This window comes from Kitasatospora griseola, from assembly GCF_044999035.1.
Lineage (GTDB): Bacteria > Actinomycetota > Actinomycetes > Streptomycetales > Streptomycetaceae > Kitasatospora > Kitasatospora griseola.
In genome coordinates, this window is sequence record NZ_CP173360.1 from 5,812,332 (window position 1) to 5,830,442 (window position 18,111).

The 18,111-nt window shown below is 73.6% G+C and carries 18 protein-coding genes; 11 read left to right on the plus strand and 7 right to left on the minus strand.

What is annotated here, in order from left to right; all coding sequences use genetic code 11:
- Positions 1–20 precede the first annotated feature (20 nt).
- From ACI1MP_RS26425 to ACI1MP_RS26450, 6 genes are all read left to right on the plus strand, one after another.
- Positions 21–1,634, plus strand: coding sequence for a hypothetical protein (locus ACI1MP_RS26425; RefSeq protein ID WP_380341132.1), 1,614 nt, complete (start codon positions 21–23; stop codon positions 1,632–1,634).
- Entirely contained in the window at positions 1,631–1,990 is a 360-nt protein-coding gene (locus ACI1MP_RS26430; RefSeq protein ID WP_100585861.1) for a hypothetical protein, read from the plus strand. The genes ACI1MP_RS26425 and ACI1MP_RS26430 overlap by 4 nt, the downstream gene beginning before the upstream one ends.
- A gap of 64 nt (positions 1,991–2,054) precedes the next feature.
- Complete coding sequence (locus ACI1MP_RS26435; RefSeq protein WP_380341134.1) at positions 2,055–2,738, plus strand: hypothetical protein; 684 nt, start codon at positions 2,055–2,057, stop codon at positions 2,736–2,738.
- Entirely contained in the window at positions 2,735–3,652 is a 918-nt protein-coding gene (locus tag ACI1MP_RS26440) for a protein phosphatase 2C domain-containing protein (protein ID WP_404869619.1), read from the plus strand. The genes ACI1MP_RS26435 and ACI1MP_RS26440 overlap by 4 nt, the downstream gene beginning before the upstream one ends.
- Complete coding sequence (locus ACI1MP_RS26445) at positions 3,649–5,349, plus strand: hypothetical protein (protein ID WP_404869620.1); 1,701 nt, start codon at positions 3,649–3,651, stop codon at positions 5,347–5,349. The genes ACI1MP_RS26440 and ACI1MP_RS26445 overlap by 4 nt, the downstream gene beginning before the upstream one ends.
- 128 nt (positions 5,350–5,477) lie before the next feature.
- Positions 5,478–6,128: a PadR family transcriptional regulator gene (locus ACI1MP_RS26450; protein WP_189270315.1), complete on the plus strand. Its 651-nt coding sequence runs from the start codon at positions 5,478–5,480 to the stop codon at positions 6,126–6,128.
- Positions 6,129–6,159: 31 nt separating this feature from the next.
- Here ACI1MP_RS26450 and ACI1MP_RS26455 read toward each other — a convergent pair whose 3' ends face one another.
- Positions 6,160–6,381 carry a hypothetical protein gene (locus ACI1MP_RS26455; RefSeq protein ID WP_043913673.1) on the minus strand — a complete coding sequence of 74 codons (222 nt, stop codon included), beginning with the start codon at positions 6,379–6,381 and terminating at the stop codon, positions 6,160–6,162.
- Between the two features lie 401 nt (positions 6,382–6,782).
- Between ACI1MP_RS26455 and ACI1MP_RS26460 the strand changes: the two genes are divergently transcribed.
- A complete protein-coding gene (locus tag ACI1MP_RS26460; protein ID WP_404869621.1) occupies positions 6,783–7,481 on the plus strand; it encodes a bifunctional DNA primase/polymerase in 699 nt (232 codons plus the stop codon).
- Positions 7,482–7,559: 78 nt separating this feature from the next.
- Here the strand turns inward: ACI1MP_RS26460 and map are convergent, their stop codons facing one another.
- On the minus strand, positions 7,560–8,405 hold the full coding sequence (map, locus tag ACI1MP_RS26465) for a type I methionyl aminopeptidase (protein ID WP_380341144.1): 846 nt from the start codon (positions 8,403–8,405) through the stop codon (positions 7,560–7,562).
- Between the two features lie 126 nt (positions 8,406–8,531).
- Here map and ACI1MP_RS26470 point away from each other — a divergent pair, with 126 nt between their 5' ends.
- Positions 8,532–8,750 carry a hypothetical protein gene (locus tag ACI1MP_RS26470; protein ID WP_043913668.1) on the plus strand — a complete coding sequence of 73 codons (219 nt, stop codon included), beginning with the start codon at positions 8,532–8,534 and terminating at the stop codon, positions 8,748–8,750.
- A gap of 7 nt (positions 8,751–8,757) precedes the next feature.
- Here the strand turns inward: ACI1MP_RS26470 and ACI1MP_RS26475 are convergent, their stop codons facing one another.
- A complete protein-coding gene (locus ACI1MP_RS26475; protein ID WP_404869622.1) occupies positions 8,758–10,065 on the minus strand; it encodes an MFS transporter in 1,308 nt (435 codons plus the stop codon).
- A gap of 57 nt (positions 10,066–10,122) precedes the next feature.
- Positions 10,123–10,701 (minus strand): hypothetical protein, encoded by a 579-nt coding sequence (locus tag ACI1MP_RS26480; RefSeq protein ID WP_100586019.1) that lies wholly within the window; start codon positions 10,699–10,701, stop codon positions 10,123–10,125.
- A gap of 47 nt (positions 10,702–10,748) precedes the next feature.
- Between ACI1MP_RS26480 and npdG the strand changes: the two genes are divergently transcribed.
- Together npdG and ACI1MP_RS26490 are read left to right on the plus strand one after the other, a co-directional pair.
- Positions 10,749–11,450, plus strand: coding sequence for an NADPH-dependent F420 reductase (gene npdG / locus ACI1MP_RS26485; RefSeq protein WP_404869623.1), 702 nt, complete (start codon positions 10,749–10,751; stop codon positions 11,448–11,450).
- A gap of 122 nt (positions 11,451–11,572) precedes the next feature.
- On the plus strand, positions 11,573–11,761 hold the full coding sequence (locus ACI1MP_RS26490) for a hypothetical protein (RefSeq protein WP_100585870.1): 189 nt from the start codon (positions 11,573–11,575) through the stop codon (positions 11,759–11,761).
- A 22-nt stretch (positions 11,762–11,783) separates the two neighbouring features.
- Here ACI1MP_RS26490 and ACI1MP_RS26495 read toward each other — a convergent pair whose 3' ends face one another.
- Positions 11,784–12,599 carry a site-2 protease family protein gene (locus ACI1MP_RS26495; protein ID WP_100585871.1) on the minus strand — a complete coding sequence of 272 codons (816 nt, stop codon included), beginning with the start codon at positions 12,597–12,599 and terminating at the stop codon, positions 11,784–11,786.
- A 154-nt stretch (positions 12,600–12,753) separates the two neighbouring features.
- Here ACI1MP_RS26495 and ACI1MP_RS26500 point away from each other — a divergent pair, with 154 nt between their 5' ends.
- Entirely contained in the window at positions 12,754–16,074 is a 3,321-nt protein-coding gene (locus tag ACI1MP_RS26500; protein ID WP_404869624.1) for a BTAD domain-containing putative transcriptional regulator, read from the plus strand.
- A gap of 7 nt (positions 16,075–16,081) precedes the next feature.
- Here ACI1MP_RS26500 and ACI1MP_RS26505 read toward each other — a convergent pair whose 3' ends face one another.
- Complete coding sequence (locus ACI1MP_RS26505) at positions 16,082–16,915, minus strand: ABC transporter permease (protein WP_404869625.1); 834 nt, start codon at positions 16,913–16,915, stop codon at positions 16,082–16,084.
- A complete protein-coding gene (locus ACI1MP_RS26510) occupies positions 16,912–17,892 on the minus strand; it encodes an ATP-binding cassette domain-containing protein (RefSeq protein WP_100585874.1) in 981 nt (326 codons plus the stop codon). The genes ACI1MP_RS26505 and ACI1MP_RS26510 overlap by 4 nt, the downstream gene beginning before the upstream one ends.
- Between the last annotated feature and the right edge of the window lie 219 nt (positions 17,893–18,111).

Here is an 18,111-nt window from a genome sequence, read left to right on the forward strand (position 1 = left end):
TAGTGCTCAAGGGGGGTGACATGACCACGGACCCGAACAACAAGGCGCCCGGGAACGCCGTGCCGCCGATGAAGCCCACGTTCGCGCCGCCCGATCCGCCGGCCGGCGCTGCGGCGGGGCCTTCGTCCAGCACCTGGGCGGTCGCTCCCCAGGCCCCGCTCCGGCAGCCTCCGCGGTCGGCGGCGGACGCCACCCGCTACCTGTGCGTCGCCGTCCAGCTGGACAGCAAGCTGTGCGACCGGGCCATCGAGTCCGTGCTCAAGGAGCCGCACCGCACCGTCGCGTTCTCGCCCGGCGTCGACCTGGTCTGCGTGCTGCGGTACGCGATCGCCGCGCAGGTCCGGCAGGCCGCCACCCGGGCCCTGCTCACGCTGGTCGCGCTCGGCGTGGTGGCCTCCTTCGCCTTCCAGTCCTTCCCGGACAGCGCGGAGACCGTCCTGCCGGTGCCGCTGCCACCGCTCGTCGTCCCCCTGCTCTGCGTGGCCTGGGGGATCGTGCTGGCCGAACGGCTCATCACGTTCTACGGCGTGCTGAGGGCCAAGCTGAGCCGGGACGCCTTCGACCCGGCCCGGGCTCCCCGTGGCGATCCGCACGAGGAGAAGCTGCTGGGCCAGGTCGCCGCCGAGCAGCGGAAGGGGAACGTCTCGGTCTTCTCGGGCTTCGAACCGTTCCTCGGCTACGGCAGGCTCGTCTCCCCGTGGAACTTCACCATCGCCGTGGACCGGCCCGACGAACAGTCCGACCACGTCGTCCCGTTCACCCTCCAGGAGTTGACCGCCGAAGTCACCGGCGCGCTCCAGGCCCTCGGGCTGCCCGGCGTGGCGGTCTCCGAGCGGGTCTTCGTGAACGGCGCCGACCTGGCCCAGGGGCTGGACCCCGCGCTCCGCCGGCTGCTGCTTCCCCAACCGGACGGCAGGCCGCGGACGGAACTGCGCCCGGACGTGCTCGACCGGCTGCGGGAGGACGGCTCGGGGCGGGCCCGCCCCTACCTGGTCACCACGGTCTCCGGGTGGAGCGGCGAACTGGTGGCCGGCTCCGTGGTCCGGTTCTCGCTGAGCGCTGCCCGGGACCTGCTCTTCGTCGAGGGCGGCACCACGCTGCTCCCCCCGATCCACCACCGGTACCACCAGGTCGACCACCTGCTCGACCACCCCACCTGGCGGCAACTGCTCGCCCTCGTCGCCTCCTCGGCCGGCGCCGTGCCGCGCGGACTGATCGTCAGCCCGTTCAAGACGCTCGAACTGCTGGTCGGCGGCCTGACCGACCGTCAGAAGAAGAAGGAACAACTGCGCCTGATCGCCCTCGGGGCCTTCAACCACGGCGCCGAGCTGAGCATTCGGGAGGCGGCGGCCGAACCCAGGTTCCACCGGTACTTCCAGCAGGTCGACAGCCAGATGTACACCAAGATCGTCGAACGCCGAGCCCTGGACACGCTCACCGACTTCCTGGCCGACCGGCAGGTCGACGTCTCCGAACTCCGGGAGCGCCAGAGCGTGATCTACAACGGCGGCGTGTTCGCCTCCGACAACGCCAACGTCAGCTTCGTCAACTCCCCGGTGGCCGCCGGTGCCGGCAGCAGACTCGTGCGCCTGGCAGAACGCGCCTCGGGCAGCAGAAGGAAGGAAGGCCGATGACCGAGGACCGGCGTATCACCGGCGGACTCCACATCAGCGGCAACGCCCAGGTCACCATCAGCGGCGGCGCGATCGCCGCGGGCCAGGACTCCTCCGCGACCGTCCACACCTCGGCGGTGGACGAGGAGGCCGTCGTCCGACGGGTGCTCGCCCTCGTCGAGCAGCTGCGGCAGAGCCCCGACCCCGACGCGGTCCGCGCGGCGGAGGACCTCCAGCAGGTGGTGGCCGAGCCCGTGCGGCGCTGGGACCAGGTCCTGCGCTTCCTCTCCCGGGCCGGCCAGGGCGTGGCCGCCACCACCGCGATCGCCGCCGAGATCCAGGGCCTGGACGAGGCGGTCAGGGCACTGCTGCCCTGACGCCCGAAGCACCGCCGACAGTGGGACATCAGGTGTCGCTCGCGCGACGTGGATGGGGGACGCAATGGCCGAGATCAAAGGTGTGCTGCTGCCTGCGTACGTGCTGGCCGACGAGTCGGGCTCGATGGGCCCGTACCGGGAGGAGCTGTCCGAGGGCCTGGTCTCGCTCTGCGAGGGGCTGCGGGCCGAACCGATGGTCGCGGCGAAGCTGAGGCTCGCCGTGCTCGGGTTCTCCGACGACGTGCAGGTCCGGCTCGCGGTCGCCGACATGCGGGCCGAGACCAGCCTGCCCGAGGTGGTCATCCGGGGAACCACCCGCTACCGGGCGGTCTTCGACGACCTGCGGCAACGCATTCCCACCGACGTGCAGTGGCTCCGCGGCCAGGGGTACAAGGTGCACCGCCCGGTGGTGTTCTTCCTCAGCGACGGCCAGCCGACCGACGGGGACGCCTGGCGGCGGTCGCACGCCCTGCTGGTAGACCGGTCCCGCACTCCCACGGCGCCCAACATCATCGCCTGCGGCATCGGCAGCGCCGAGGCCCGGACCATGCTGGAGGTCGCGACCCGGCCGGAGTTCGCCTTCGTGGCCGTGCCGGGGGCCGACATCGGCCGGGCCATCTCGGAGTTCTTCCACTCGCTCACCGCGAGCCTGGTCTCCTCCGGCCAGGCGCTGAACTCCGCCAACCCGCAGCTCGTCGTCAACCGGCCGGACCAGTTCACCATGGCCATCGACGAGGTCGGCCTGTGAGTCCGGACGGCGCCGAGGGCACGCCGTCCCCGCTGCCCTGGCAGCGGATCGCCGTCGGGGCGCCCGGGGTCGAGTTCGAGGCCCGGCCGCCCGGCGGGGACGTCCTCGACGTGCCCGACACCGAGTGCGACGGCTGGTCCACCGCGGGCCTCACCGTGCGGCTGGCGTCGGTGCGGGGCGCCCACCACCGCTACTACGGCAAGCCGCGGCAGGACGCCGCCCGCGCCGTGCCGCACGCGCCCACCGGGGCCGTCGTGTTCGCCGTCGCCGACGGCGTCTCCAGTGCCACCAGGGCCGAGCGCGGCGCCGGCGAGGCCTGCCGGGCCGCGCTGGAGCGGATCCTGCTCCAACTCGCCTGGAGCCCGGACGCCCTCGACCTCCACGATGTCGCCCGGCACGCCGCCGAGCGGCTGCGGCGGCTGGCCCGCGGGCGGCTCAACGAGGCCGAGCCGAGCACCGCCGAGGTCGCGGGCCGGTACGCGACCACGCTGGTCACCGGCCTGGTCCGGCCCCACCCCGACGGGCCGGTCGTCGAACTGTGCCGGATCGGGGACTCGGGCGCCTGGCTGCTCGACAGCCGGCGGGGCGCCTACTGGCCGGTCTTCCCGACGAAGACCGGCTCGGACGCCCTGCTGGTCTCCAACGAGGTCACGGCACTGCCCAGCGTCCCCGCCGCCCTCGAACAGGCCACCCTGCGCCTGACGCCGGACCAGGTGCTGGTGGTCGGCACCGACGGCTTCGGCGACCCGCTCGGCGACGGCGACGGCCAGGTCGGCGCGCTGTTCGCCCGTCAACTCGCCGCACCGCCGTCACCCCTGTGGCTCGCACACGTGCTGGACTTCGCCCGGGAGACCTTCGACGACGACCGGACCCTGCTGGCGATCTGGCGGCGCAGCCCGGCCCCGCCCCGATGAACGCCGCTCCCGGCGGCGCCGTCGACCGCGGCGCCCTGGTCCTCGACCGCCGTCTCGGGCAGGGCGGCCAGGGCGTCGTCCACCGGGTGGCCAACCTGAGGATCAACCGGGCCGCCGCCGACGGCGGCTGGGACGTGGTCTACAAGGAGTACGCGCCCGCCCTGCTCCCCGACCTCGACGCCGCCGCGCTGACCGCGATGGTGGACCTGCTCGACGAGCTGAGCGGCGACGAGGGCCGGTGGCTGTGCGAGAAGACCGCCTGGCCGGCCGCCGTGGTCCGCACGGACGGCCAGGTCAGCGGGTTCCTCATGCGGGCCGCCCCGGACCGGTTCCGGTTCGACTTCCGCAGCCTGAGCGGCGCGGGCAGCGGCACCCGCCGACTGGCGAACCTGGAGTTCCTGCTCAACGACGACGCGTACACGGCCGGAATCGGACTCACCGTCGGCGAACGGGACCGCCTCCTGCTGCTCGCCGACCTGGCCGGGACGCTCGACCGGCTGCACCGCATCGGCATCGGCGTCGGGGACCTGTCCCCGAAGAACCTGCTGCTCGCCACCACCGGTCCGCCCGAGTGCTTCCTCATCGACTGCGACGCGATGCGGCTGCGGGGCGCCAGCGTCCTGCCGCAGGCCGAGACGCCGGACTGGCAGCTCCCGGCGGGCGAGGAGAAGGCCACCCCGGCCGGCGACGTCCACAAACTCGCGCTCCTCGCCGTCCGCCTGATCGCCCGGGACCAGGTCACCACCGATCCCACCGCACTGACGGCGCTGAGCCCGGACCTCGGCGAGCTCGCCCGCCGGAGCCTCGACCCCGCCCCGGCCCGCCGGCCGTCGCCGGCCGAGTGGGCGGAGTGCCTCCGGGCGGCCGCCCCGACGGTCCCCACCGCCTCCGCCGCACCACCGGCCGACGCGGTCTCCGACGGTGCGGCCTCCGACGGGGCGCCCGCGCCGCAGGGCCGGTCGAAGTCCTCGTTCGTCGCCCCCGTCGTCTTCGTGGTGCTCGTCCTGGTCCTCCTGGCCGTCATGATCGCCCGCTCCCGAGGCACCGGTGACCACGCGGAGGGACCCGGCACCACCCGGCCGCCGACCCCTTCTCCGACCTCCGCGAGCCCGACCCGTACGCCTGCGCCCGTCACCACCACCCCCGCTCGCACCCCCACCGCCACCTTCGACCCCAGGTCGCTCGACAGTGCGCAGACCGACCGGACCCCGCTGACCGCGAGCGCGCTGCTGCCCGTCTCCTTCACCGACTCCAAGGGCGTGACCTACACCCGGAACAGCGGCTCCACGGGGGACTGCCCGGACGACTCCATGAAAGAGAGCCTCCAAACGGCACTGCGCAAGGCCGGCTGCGACAAGCAGGTGGTCGGGACGTACATCGACGCCAACGCCAGGATCGCGGTGGCGGTCTGGGTGATACCCCTGGCCGATGCACAGGCCGCCGACCGGGGCAAGCAGGCGCTCGCGGAGTTCTCCATCACGGACTGGAGCCTCTGGTGTCCGACGACCGGCCCCGGCTCCCAGCTCTGCGACAGGGGCACGGACATCCGCAGCGCCACCCAGTCGGGTTACCGGATGAACAGCCACCGCTACCTGCTGCAGTCCCGGGCTCTCTACATCAACCTGACCACCGACAGCAGCGCCGAGGAGTGGACGAATGCGGCGGCCTACGCCGCGATCACCGAGGCCGGGCCGTAGCACTGCGCGCGGACCGGCGGCCGGGTGTCGACATCCCTTGTCGTTCGACAGTTACCGATATATCGTCGAGTTATCGAGATGCTTCGACGATCGGAGTGTCCGACAACCATGGGAAGCGGGTGTTCGTCATGCGGTACGACAAGCGTTATCGCGGGGAGGGTCGGCGTCGGTGGGCCGAGCGGCCCGAGGAGGGGGAGCAGTTCGAGGCGCGGGCGGCGTTCGGGCCGTTCGGGGCGCAGGGGCGGCCGATGCCGCCGTTCGGGCCCGGGTTCGGGCCGCGCGGGCGGGGTTTCGGCGGTCACGGGGTGCGCGGCGGGCACGGCGGGCGGCGCGGGGGCCGGGCGCGGCGCGGTGACGTGCGGGCCTCGCTGCTCGCGCTGCTGCGGGAGCGTCCGATGCACGGCTACGAGATGATCACCGAGATCGGCGAGCGCACCGGCGGGGTCTGGCGGCCCAGCCCGGGCTCGGTGTACCCGACGCTCCAGCTGCTGGAGGAGGAAGGCCTGATCAAGGCCAACGAGGAGTCCGGCAAGAAGCTGTTCGAACTGACCGAGCAGGGCCGGGCCGAGGCCGAACAGGGGCCCGAGTCCCCGTGGGACGAGGCCGGCCGGCGGGACGACTGGGAGGCCGTGCAGGAGGTCGGCGCCGCGCTCGCGGCGGTGGACCACGCGGTGCGCCAGGTCATGATGACGGGCACCGAGGAGCAGCGCGCCAAGGGCCTGGCGGTGCTGGCGGAGACGAAGAAGAAGCTGTACCTGATCCTGGCCGAGGAGGCCTGATCCCCACCCCGGGGCGGGGCGTGACGGACGGTCAGCCGCTGGCGGCGTCGTCGTACTCGTACCGCCAGCGGAAGCGGCCCTTCGCGTTGTACTCCTTGGCGCGCCGGTAGACCAGCGTGATCGCCGGGGTGTCCCCGTGCGCGGGGACGGGCACCCGGTAGACCTTCGGCACGGTGTGCAGCGGGCTCAGCAGGATCGGCAGGACTCGGCCGTCCAGCGGCCCCCCGAGGAATTCGGTGTCGGCGCTCTTCACCGGTCCAGGGTAGGCACGCGGCGGGATGTCCGGTGCGGGCGGGTGTGTCCGTCGCGTCGCGGCGGGTGTGACGCGGACAGCATCGCCGACGGTCATGGGAAGGGCCTTCGGACCCTTATCCTGCTACGTACGCCCCCGGGGGTTGCCCCGGGTCCGCGGGCCCGTACGGGCCGGGTGGGGCGCGCCGTGGTGCGCCCGCCCGCCGAGCGAGACTCTCGAACTCCGTACCCGCCCCGGACGTCGGCCGGCCGGAGAACCCGGCCCCGGTCGACGGCAGACGCCCCCGCGCGCGGTGCACCGATTCGGGAAGCAGCGAGCGGCTCCGTGCGTTGGCGTCGGGTGTTGCGTCGGTGGCCGTGCCGTACCAGGTGCGGCAGCTCAGCAGGTGCGGAAGGGGCCAGATGGAAGCCAGCAGCAGGTGGACGTCCTGGTGGCGGCGGGACCGGAAGGACGACCCGGACGCCACGGGGGACGCGGCTGCGAAGCTGGATCTGCTGCTGGGGGCGGTCCGGGCGGGGTTCCCGGTGGCGCCGGCGGCGCACCCGGCGGCGGGGTACCGGTGTTCGTGCGACCGGGTCGGCTGTCCGGCTCCGGCCCAGCATCCGGTGTCCTTCGCCTGGCAGTCCCAGGCCACCGTCGACGCCGAGCAACTGGCGCACTGGCTGACGCGTGACCCGGAGGCGAACTTCGTCACCGCGACGGGCCGCGTGCACGACGTGCTGGACGTGCCGGCCGAGGCCGGCGAGCTGGCGCTGCGGCGGCTGGACGCGCTCGGTGTGGGCGGTCCGGTGGCGGCGGTCGGCGGCGACCGGTACCTGTTCTTCACCGCCACCCGCGGCACCCCGCAGGACGAGGACGAGTGGTGGCCCAGCGCGCTGGACTCCACGCCCGAGACGGTCTCCGAGCATCCCGGGCTGCGCTGGCACTGCCGCGGCTCGTACACCCTGGTCCCGCCGGCCGCGCTGACCGACGGCTCCCGGGTGCGCTGGCTGCGCGGCCCCGACCAGCCGCTGCCGGACCCGCTGCGGGTGCTGGACGTGCTGACCGACGCGTGCACCGAGGTCGGCGCGGTCGCCGAGGAGCAGTGGCTGATCGGCTGAGCCGAGCAGGCACGCGGCGCAGGAACGACGCAGCGGCCCGTCGCCCCGGGTAGGGCGACGGGCCGCTGTGCTGCCCGGTCAGGGGAGGGTGAGGATCTCCGCGCCGTCGGCGGTGACCACCAGGGTGTGCTCGAACTGGGCGGTGCGCTTGCGGTCCTTGGTGACCACCGTCCAGCCGTCCGGCCAGATGTCGTAGTCGTAGCTGCCCAGGGTGAGCATCGGCTCGATGGTGAAGGTCATGCCCGGCTTGATCACCTCGGTGGCCCGGTCGCTGTCGTAGTGCGGGACGATCAGGCCGGAGTGGAACGAGGTGTTGATGCCGTGGCCGGTGAAGTCGCGGACCACGCCGTAGCCGAACCGCTTGGCGTAGGACTCGATGACCCGCCCGATCACGTTGATCTGGCGTCCGGGCTTGACCGCCCTGATCGCCCGGTCGAGGGACTCCCGGGTGCGCTCCACCAGCAGCCGGGACTCCTCGTCCACGTCGCCGCACAGGTAGGTGGCGTTCAGGTCGCCGTGCACCCCGTGGATGTACGCGGTGGCGTCGATGTTGACGATGTCGCCGTCCTGCAGCACGGTCGAGTCCGGGATGCCGTGGCAGATCACCTCGTTGATCGAGGTGCAGACCGACTTCGGGAAGCCCCGGTAGCCGAGGTCGGACGGGTACGCGTCGTGGTCGCACATGTACTCGTGCGCGACGGCGTCGAGTGCGTCGGTGGTGACACCGGGGGCGATCAGCTTCGCGGCCTCGGCCATCGCCTGCGCCGCGATCCGGCCGGCGATCCGCATCTTCTCGACGGTCTCCGCGGTCTGCACCTCGGGGCCGGTGTACGGGGTCGGCGCGGGCTTGCCGACGTACTCCGGACGCGCGATGTGCGCGGGGACCTTGCGGGTGGGGGACTGCGTGCCGGGTACCAGAGCCATGACCGCGAGTGTATCGGCCGCCGTCCGCCCGCCCCGGGCCGTGTGCGCGGGCGGGCCACCGGGAATGATCACAGCTGACCGCCGCGGCCGCCGCCGCGAGGGCCCACCAGGACGGGAGACGAGACGATGGTGTTCGGCCGCAGCAAGCCCACCGGCAAGCCGGGGGAGTGGTTCTACTGCATCAAGCACGGCAAGGTCGAGGAGGGCCCGGAGTGCCCGGCCAAGGACCGGCTCGGCCCGTACGCCACCCGCGAGGAGGCCGCGCACGCCCTGGAGACCGCCGCCGAGCGCAACCAGGAGTGGAAGCAGGACCCGCGCTGGAACGACGAGACGCCCGAGGCCTGACGCCCCCTCACACTTCGGCGGCCGCGGCCTCGGCCTGCTGCTTCTCGTGCTGCGCCCGCACCGCCAGGACGTGCGGGTCGGTGCGGGAGTCCCAGGCCAGCAGCTTCGGGATGGACGCCGTCAGGGCCAGCACGCCCAGCACGCACATCACGCCGCCCGTCCAGATCGAGGCCCGGGTGCCGACCAGCGCGGCCATGCCGCCGGCCCGGACCTGGCCGAGCTGCGGGCCGACCGAGTACGACAGCAGCTCCACCCCGGCGAGGCGGCCGCGCAGCTCGTCGGGGATGGACTGGTTCCAGATCGTCGACCGGGCGACGCCGCTGATCTGGTCGGCCGCGCCCGCCAGCGCCAGGCACAGCAGCACCAGCCAGACGTTCCCGGCCAGGCCGGCCAGCGCCATCGACCCGCCCCAGCCGAGCGCCGCGAACAGCAGCATCCGTCCGTGCCGGTGGACCCGCGACAGCCAGCCGCCGGTCGCCGACACCAGCAGCGCGCCGACCGCCGTCGCCGCGTACAGCAGGCCCAGCGCCCACTCGGCGTCCAGCGAGTCCGCCAGGAACGGGAAGACCGCGACCGGGAAGGCGAACAGCATCGCCACCGTGTCGATCGCGTAGGTGCCCAGCAGGTCCTTGCGGCTCCACGCGTAGGCCAGGCCCTGCCCGAGGCTGCGCAGCGAGGGCCGGTCGGCGCTCTCGGCGGGCGGGATCGGACGCATCCGGGCGATCAGCGCCAGCGACACCAGGAAGGTCAGCACGTCCAGCGCGTAGGCGCTGCGCGCGCCGGCCACCGCGACGACCACGCCCGCCAGCGCCGGGCCGGCCACCGAGGCGGCGTTGCGGTACAGCGAGACGAGGGTGAACGCGGCGGGCAGCTGGTCGTGCGCCACCACCCTGGGGAACATCGAGTCCAGCGCCGGGCGCTGGATGCCGTCCAGCGCTGCGGTCAGCGCCCCCACCAGGTAGATCGGCCACAGCATCGGGTGCGGCAGCACGGAGTTGGCCAGCAGCAGTACGGCCATCAGCGTCAGCCCCGCCTCGCTGAGCAGCACCAGGCGGCGACGGTCCAGCGCGTCCGCCAGCGCCCCGCCCCACAGGCCGAACACCACCAGCGGCACCAGCTCGAACGCGCCGGCCAGGCCGACCGCGAGGGTCGAGCCGGTCAGCTGCTTGATCTGGATCGGCACCGCGATGTAGGTGAGGAAGCTGCCGAAGGCGGTGACGCACCCCGACGTCCAGAGCAGCCGGAACTCCCGGGAGGCGCGCCAGGGCGTCAGGTCCGGGATCAACTTGCGGAAGAAGTGGGCAGCAGCTGTCACATGGTCAGATGCTGCGGGAGGCGGACGGACCGGGGCAACAGGTTTTCTGCCGGCCCGTCACCAGCGCACCACCGGCGAGGCGGTCAGCCGCTCCACCAGCCGGGCCAGCCGGGAGCGCGGCGGCACCGTCGAGGTGGCCGAGCTGACCAGGTGCTGCACCAGCTCGAACGGCTCGGGTTCGGCCTCCGGCACGGTCAGCCGCTCGTGCGCCAGCGCCGTCAGCTCGGGGTCGCCGTCGTCCAGGGCGAGCAGCACCGCGCCGGCCCGGCGGGCGCCGTCGAGCCGTTCCAGCAGGGGCGCGTCGGCGGGCGCGGGGGCGACCAGCAGCACCGTCGCGCCGTTCCGCGCCTCCTCCAGCCGGGGCAGCCCGCACGCCAGGTGGCTCGGCGCGCCCGGCGGGACGGTGTGCCGCAGCAGCGTCGGGACGAGCTCCGGCACCCCGCTGTACGCGGCCTCGTCGCTCAGGTGCGCCGCCAGGTGCCACGGCTCGTAGCGGGGGGTGCCGACCAGCAGCAGGCCGGTGGCGCTGCGCCGGGTGACCGAGCCGCGCAGCGCGGCGGCGAAGGCGCCCGCCCGCTCGGGCCAGCCGGTGCCGGCCAGCGACTGCCGGAGTGCGGAAACTCTCACCGCGTCCATGCGCGACAGCATGCTGCCCGGGCAACGGATTTGGCAGGATCTTCGGCATGACGCAACCCGATTCAGTGAACGCGACGGCCGGACCGGGCCGACAGCTGCCGGACGTCTCCGACCTGGTGGTCGGCGTCCTCGGCGGCACCGGTGACCAGGGCCGCGGCCTGGCCTACCGGCTCGCCAGGGCCGGCCAGCAGGTGATGATCGGCTCCCGCAGCGCCGAGCGCGCCGAGGACTGCGCCGCGGCGCTCGGCCTCGGCGTCCGCGGCGCCGACAACGCGCGGTGCGCCCGGGAGAGCGACGTGGTGATCGTCGCGGTGCCGTGGGACGGCCACGCCGAGACGCTGACCTCGCTGCGCGCCGAACTCGCCGGGAAGATCGTGGTGGACTGCGTCAACCCGCTGGGCTTCGACAAGCAGGGCGCCTACGCGCTGCAGGTCCCGGAGGGCTCGGCCGCCCAGCAGGCCGCCGCGCTGCTGCCGGACTCCACCGTCACCGCGGCCTTCCACCACCTGTCGGCGGTGCTGCTGCAGGACGAGTCGGTGGAGTCGATCGACACCGACGTGATGGTGCTCGGCGAGGACCGCGCCGCCACCGACACCGTGCAGGCGCTGGCCGGCCGGATCCCCGGCATGCGCGGCGTCTTCGCCGGGCGGCTGCGCAACGCCCACCAGGTGGAGGCGCTGGTGGCCAACCTGATCTCGGTCAACCGCCGCTACAAGGCGCACGCCGGCCTGCGGATCACCGACGTCTGAGCGGGAGACGGCGCCGCGGTGTGACCGACGCCGCGGCGCGCACCCGCCACCCCCGGCCGGTGCGGCGTGTTCGGTCGGCGAGAATGGCGGGGCCACACCGCGCCCGCCCGAGGAGTCCCGCCATGCCCCGCAACGCCCTGTACGCCACGATCGTCCTGGTCCTGGCGGTGATCGCCGCGGTGGTCTCGTTCATCCAGGGCAACTGGCTCGGCGTGGTGTGGGTGCTGATGGCCGGCGTGTCCAGCAACATCGCCTGGTACTACCTGCGCCGGGACCGCGCCGCCCGGGCCGAGCAGGCCCAGGCCCAGTAGGTCCGGCCCGGGCCCGGCCGGCTCAGTAGGTCTTCCAGAAGCTGAACAGCAGCCGGCCGACCGTCGCGTAGTGCGAGTCCGCGCCGAACAGGTCGAAGATCCCCATGGTGAAGTCGTACAGCCACTGGCCGACCTGGCTCTGCCACACCAGCGCGAACAGCAGCAGCATGCCGTAGGGCGCGTACGGGGCGATCGCGCGGCGGGTCCTGAGCGACAGCCAGGGCTCGATGATGCCGTAGCCGTCCAGGCCGGGCACCGGCAGCAGGTTCAGGATCGCCGCGGTGACCTGCAGGTAGGCGAGGAAGCCGAGGGCGGCCGGCAGCGGGGAGAATCCCAGCTCCTGGCCGTCGTAGTGGGCCGGCACGTCCGGGTTGTCGAACCAGCCCTGGCTGACCGCCACCAGCAGCAGGACGCCGAACACCGCGTTCACCAGCGGGCCGGCCGCCGAGATCAGGCTGTGCTTGAGGCGGCCGGAGATCCGGTCCCGCTCGATGTAGACCGCGCCGCCGGGCAGGCCGATGCCGCCCATCAGCACGAACACCACCGGCAGCACGAAGCTCATCACCACGTGCCCGTACTTCAGCGGGTTCAGCGTCAGGTAGCCCTTCATGCCGACCGTGATGTCGCCGCCGGCCAGCGCGGTGCGCGCGTGGGCGTACTCGTGCAGGCAGAGCGACACCATCCAGCCCGCCACCACGAACAGGAAGATGCCGAACCGGTCGTTGCCCCAGCCGGTGGCCAGCGCGAGGCCGGCGGCGACGAAGGTGCCGGCCAGCGCCAGGAAGATCGGGCTGACCCGGCTCTCCGCGCTGCGCTGGCCGGTGCTGGCGTAGGTCATGGCGAGAAGGCTCCGGAGCTGGGGGCGGATGGACGTCCGATCATGCCGGGCGCCGGGCGCGCCGGACAAGCGGCCCAGGATGAACGGACGGCGGCAGCCGGGCGTTCCGCACGGATGTGCGCCCGGCGTCCGGCGCGTCGCGCAGAATGGGCGGGTGCATTACGGCATCCTCGGCACCACCACCGCCCACCACGACGACGGCACCCCGATCGCGCTCGGCGGCGCCCGGCTGCGCGCCCTGCTGGCCGCGCTCGTGCTGCGCCAGGGCCGGCCCGTCCCGGCCGAGCTGCTCGCCGAGGAGGTGTGGGCGGACGAGTCGCCGCAGGACACCGCCGCCGCACTGCAGACCCTGGTCGGCCGGCTGCGCCGCACCGTCGGCCGGGCCGAGATCGGCTCCGGACCGGCCGGCTACTGGCTGACCGGCCCGCACACCGACGTCGCCGAGTTCCAGCGGCTGGCCGGCGACGGCGCCCGCGCCCTCGCCGACGGCGACCCGGCCGGCGCCGCCGACCGGCTCACCGCCGCCCTCGCGCTGTGGCGCGGCCCCGCGCTCGCCGACCTGCCCGACCGCACCGCCCCCGCCGCCCGCCTGGAGGCGCAGCGCGAGGAGGCCCGCCGGCACCGGCTGACCGCGCAACTCGCCCTCGGCCGGGCCGCCGAGGTCACCGCCGAGCTCGCCGAACTCTGCCGCGACCACCCGCTCGACGAACAGCTCCAGGCACTCCGGCTGCGTGCCCTGCGCGCGGCCGGCCGCACCGCCGAGGCACTCGTCCGCTACGAGGAGATCCGGCACACCCTCGCCGAACAGCTCGGCACCGACCCCGGCCCCGAACTGCGCGCCCTGCACCGCGAGTTGCTCACCACTGCGGCCGAACCCCCGCGCGCCGCCGCCGCAGTGGCCCCGGCCGCCGGCAACCTGCGCCCCGGCCGTACCAGCTTCGTCGGACGCGAAGGCGAACTCGTCACCGTGGCAGGCGCGTTGACGGCCGGGCGGCTGACCACCCTGACCGGCCCGGGCGGCTCCGGCAAGACCCGGCTGTCCGTCGAGGCCGGCCGCCGCGAACAGGACGCCGCGCACTGGCCCGGCGGCGTCTGGCAGATCGAACTCGCCCCGCTGGAGGACCCCGCCGCCGTCCCCGCCGCCGTCGCCTCCGCGCTCGGCCTGCGGGAGACCGTGCTGCACACCGGCGGCGTCGCCGAGGTGATCGAGGGCGGCCGCAAGGACCCGGTGCGCCGGGTGGTCGACCACCTCGGCCGCCGCCGCGTCCTGCTGCTGCTCGACAACTGCGAGCACGTCGTGCAGGCCGCCGCCGACCTCGCCGACCGGCTGCTCGCCGACTGCCCCGGCGTCACCGTCCTCGCCACCAGCCGCGAACCGCTCGGCGTCCCCGGCGAGACCGTGCTGCCGGTCGAACCGCTGCCCGACCCGTCCGCGCTGCGCCTGCTCGCCGAACGCGGCGCCGCCGCCCGCCCCGGCTTCCGCACCGACCAGGACCCGGAGGCCTGCGCCGAACTCTGCCGCCGCCTGGACGGCCTGCCGCTGGCCATCGAACTCGCCGCCGCCCGACTGCGCGGACTGACGCCGCGTCAACTCGCCGACCGGCTGGACTCCCGGTTCGCGCTGCTCACCGCCGGCTCCCGCACCCTGCTGCCCCGCCAGCAGACCCTGCGCGCCGTGGTCGACTGGTCCTGGGACCTGCTGGGCCCGCGCGAACGCGCCGTGCTGCGACGGCTCTCGGTGTTCGCCGGCGGCTGCACCCTGGAGTCTGCCGAGGCCGTGCTCGCGGACGCCGAGGTGCCCCGGGCGGAGGTCGCCGACCTGCTGCTGTCACTGGTCGACAAGTCCCTGCTGGTGGCCGGCCTGGGCGAGCAGCCGCGCTACTGGATGCTGGAGACCATCCACGAGTACGCGACGGAACGGTTCGCCGAGGCCGCGGAACCCGAGGTCGCCGACCGGCACACCGCCCACTACCGCGAACTCGGCCGCACCGCCCATCTGAACCTGCACGGCCCCGGGCAGCTCGACGAACTCGCCCGGCTCGACCGCGAGCAGGAGAACCTGCGGGCCGCGCTGCGCCGCGCCGTCGACGCCCGCCAGGAGCAGGAGGGCCTGGCGCTGGTGCTGTCGATGGCCGGCTACTGGATGCTGCGCGACTACCGCATCGAGTCCCGCGCCTGGTACGAGGCGGTCGCCGCGCTCGGCCCCGACCCGTACGCCGAGGACGCCCCGCCGCCCGTCCCGCTCACCGCCGGGCCGCTGGACGCGCCGCTGCCGATGCCGCCCGAGCTCCTCGACGAGGCCCGCCGCCAGCTCGGCCTGCATCGGTTGATCAGCATGTTCTCCGGGGACATGAGCATGCTCGACAGCTCGGGCGCGCTGCACACCGCCGAACGCATCCTGGCCACCTACACCCCCGACCTGCCGCAGTCCTACCGGCAGCCGGTGCTCGCCCGGATCTTCACCGTCTTCCTCACCGGCGAGATCGAGCGCACCCGTGAGGTGATGGACGACGCGGTGGCCGGCGCCCGGGTCCACGGCGGCCCGCTCGACCTGGCGTTCGCCCTGCAGCTGCGCGCCCGGCTGCTCAACGACCTGGCCGGCGCCCTCGACCGGGCGATCGCCGACAGCGAGGAGGCGCTCGCCCTCTACACCGCCCTGGGCGACCGCTGGGGCATGTCCGACGCCCTCTCCGGCAAGGCCGAGAACGCCACCAAGTCCGGCGACGCCGCCCAGGCCGAGGCGGCCTTCCGGCAGGCCATCGAGCTCTCCACCCAGCTCGGCGCGCACCAGGAGGTCCCGATGCTGCGGGCCCGGCTCGGCGAGGTGCTGGCCGAACGGGACCCGGAGGCCGGCGAGCGGATGGTCCGCGAGGCGGTCGCCGCCGCGGCCGAGGAGCACACCGACGCCGAGGGCGCCCGGATGTACGGGCGGCTGGTGCTGTGCAACCTGGCGGTGCGCCGCGGCGAGTACGCCGAGGCGTTGGCCCTGCTCGACGAACTGCCCGTCGGCCACGCCCTGCGCGGCCCCGTCCCCTCGGTGTTCGCCGGCATCGTCGCCTGCATCCGCGGCTGGGTGGTGGCCCGGTCCGGCGACCCCGCGGCCGGCCTGGAGCTGATGCGCGCCGGCCGGCGCTCGATGACCGACGTCGAGGGCGGCGCCACCATCTTCGTCGAGCACATGGCGATGATGCTGATGGTTCCGATGGCCGGCGCCCTGGTCGAGTACGCCCGGACGTACGACGAACCCGCCGCCGCCCGCCGCGCCGCCGAACTGCTGGGCGCGCACGAAGGCATCAGCGGCATGCCCGGCTCGTTCATGGAGCGCAGCGAGCACGCCCGGTGCGTGGCCGCGGCCCGCGAACTGCTCGGCGCGGACGCCTACCTGAGCGCCTACGAGCAGGGCGGACGCCTCACGTTGCGTGAGGCGTCCGCCCTGCTGAACGATCCCGGCTCGTTCCGCTCCGAGGCCGGCTGATCCACCGTCAGGTGCGCTTGCGGAAGCGGGCCACCGCCAGCGGCGCGGTCACCACGGTGATCGCCGCCGACCAGATCAGCACCGTCACCACCGAGTTGCCGACCGCGCCGTCGTTGATCAGCGCGCGGCAGGCGTCCGCCAGCGCCGACAGCGGGTTGTGCTTCGTGAACGCCTGCAGCCAGCCCGGCATGGTGGAGGGGTTGGCGAAGATCGAGCTGCCGAACTGCAGCGGCATCATCACGATCATCGCCATGCCCTGCACCGCCTGGGCGCTGCGCAGCGCCATGCCCAGCAGCATCGACACCCACATCAGCGAGGCGCCGAACACCAGCGAGAGGCCGACCGCGGCCAGCAGGTTCAGCGGGCCGCCCTTGACCTCCAGGCCGAGGAGCAGCGCGAAGCCGATCAGCACCGCGAAGGCGACCAGCGCCCGCAGCGTCTCCGCGATCATCTTCGACAGCAGCACCGCGGAGCGCCCGATCGGCAGGGTGCGGAAGCGGTCCATCACGCCGGTCTGGAAGTCGGTGTTCAGGCCGGTGCCCAGCGCCATCGCCAGGTTCAGGCCGGTGGTGCCGAGCAGGCCGGGCACCATGTACTGCATGTACTCGTGCTGGTTGGTGGCCATCGCGCCGCCGAACACGTAGACGAACAGCAGGATCATGATGACCGGCACCAGCAGGGCGTCCAGCATGGACTCCGGGTCGGCCTTGATCCGCATCAGGTTCCGGCGGGTCAGCGCACCCAGATGGCGCAGGTTCGCCCGCAGGCCGATCCGGGTGTCGTCGCCGCTCGCCCGGGCGGGAGCGGACGCGGGTGCGGGGCTCAGGGTGGCGGTGCTCATGCGACGGGCTCCTTGTCACGGGCCGGGGCGGGGACGGACGGCTTGCCGGTGATGGTCAGGAAGACCTCGTCCAGGCTGGGCAGCTTGGTGTCGATGCCCGCGATCCCGAACCCGCGGGTGCCCAACGCCGCTATGACGGTCGTCAGTTGCTCCTCGTCGGTGAGATGCACCGAGAGCAGGCCGGACTCCTCCGAGAACGTCGCCGGGACGCCGGTCTCGCGCAGGCACCGGGCCATCTCCGGCAGTTCCGCCGGACGCAGCGGACGCACCTGCAGACTCTTGCCGCCGACCTGGGCCTTCAGCTCCTGAATGCCGCCGTTGGCGATCACCCGGCCCTTGTCGATCACGGTCAGCGCGTCGGCGAGCTGCTCCGCCTCCTCCATGTACTGCGTGGTCAGCAGCACCGTGGAGCCCTCGCCGACCATCCGCTGCACCTCGTCCCACACCTCGTTGCGGGTCCGCGGGTCCAGCCCCGTGGTGGGCTCGTCCAGGTACAGCACCTTCGGGCGGCCGATCATCGACGCCGCGAGGTCGAGCCGCCGCCGCATGCCGCCCGAGTAGCCCTTGGCCGGACGCCGGGCCGCCTCGGTGAGCGAGAACCGCTCCAGCAGCTCGGCGGCGCGGGCCTTGGCCTCCTTCCCCGACAGGTCCAGCAGGCGCCCGATCAGGTAGAGGTTCTCGTAGCCGGACAGCAGCTCGTCCACCGACGCGTACTGGCCGGTCAGACCGATGGTCCGCCGCAACTGCTTGGGCTGGTGCAGCACGTCGTACCCGCCGACGAACGCCGTGCCCGCGTCCGGCTTGATCAGCGTCGACAGCACCCGCACCAGCGTCGTCTTCCCGGCCCCGTTCGGCCCGAGCAGCCCGAGCACCGTCCCCTCGCGCACCGTCAGGTCGACCCCGTCGAGGGCCTTCGTCTCCCCGTAGTGCTTCACGATGCCGTGGACCTCCACGGCGTTCCGTTCGATTCGCGTCATGGGAACACCGTGCCGGGGCCACCTGTCAGGCGACCTTCATCCGACTGTCAGGGGAAGGACGGGGGGTGACAGTGAATGGGCGCGGGCAGGTGGCAAACCAGGGGCGCGGGGAACTGCGCGAGGCGGAAGGCACCTGTCCGCAAGGTCGCGACGCAGGCAATGACTTGCCGTTGATCGCGACCTTGCGGACAGGTGTGCGCTTGTCGCGCAGTTCCGCCC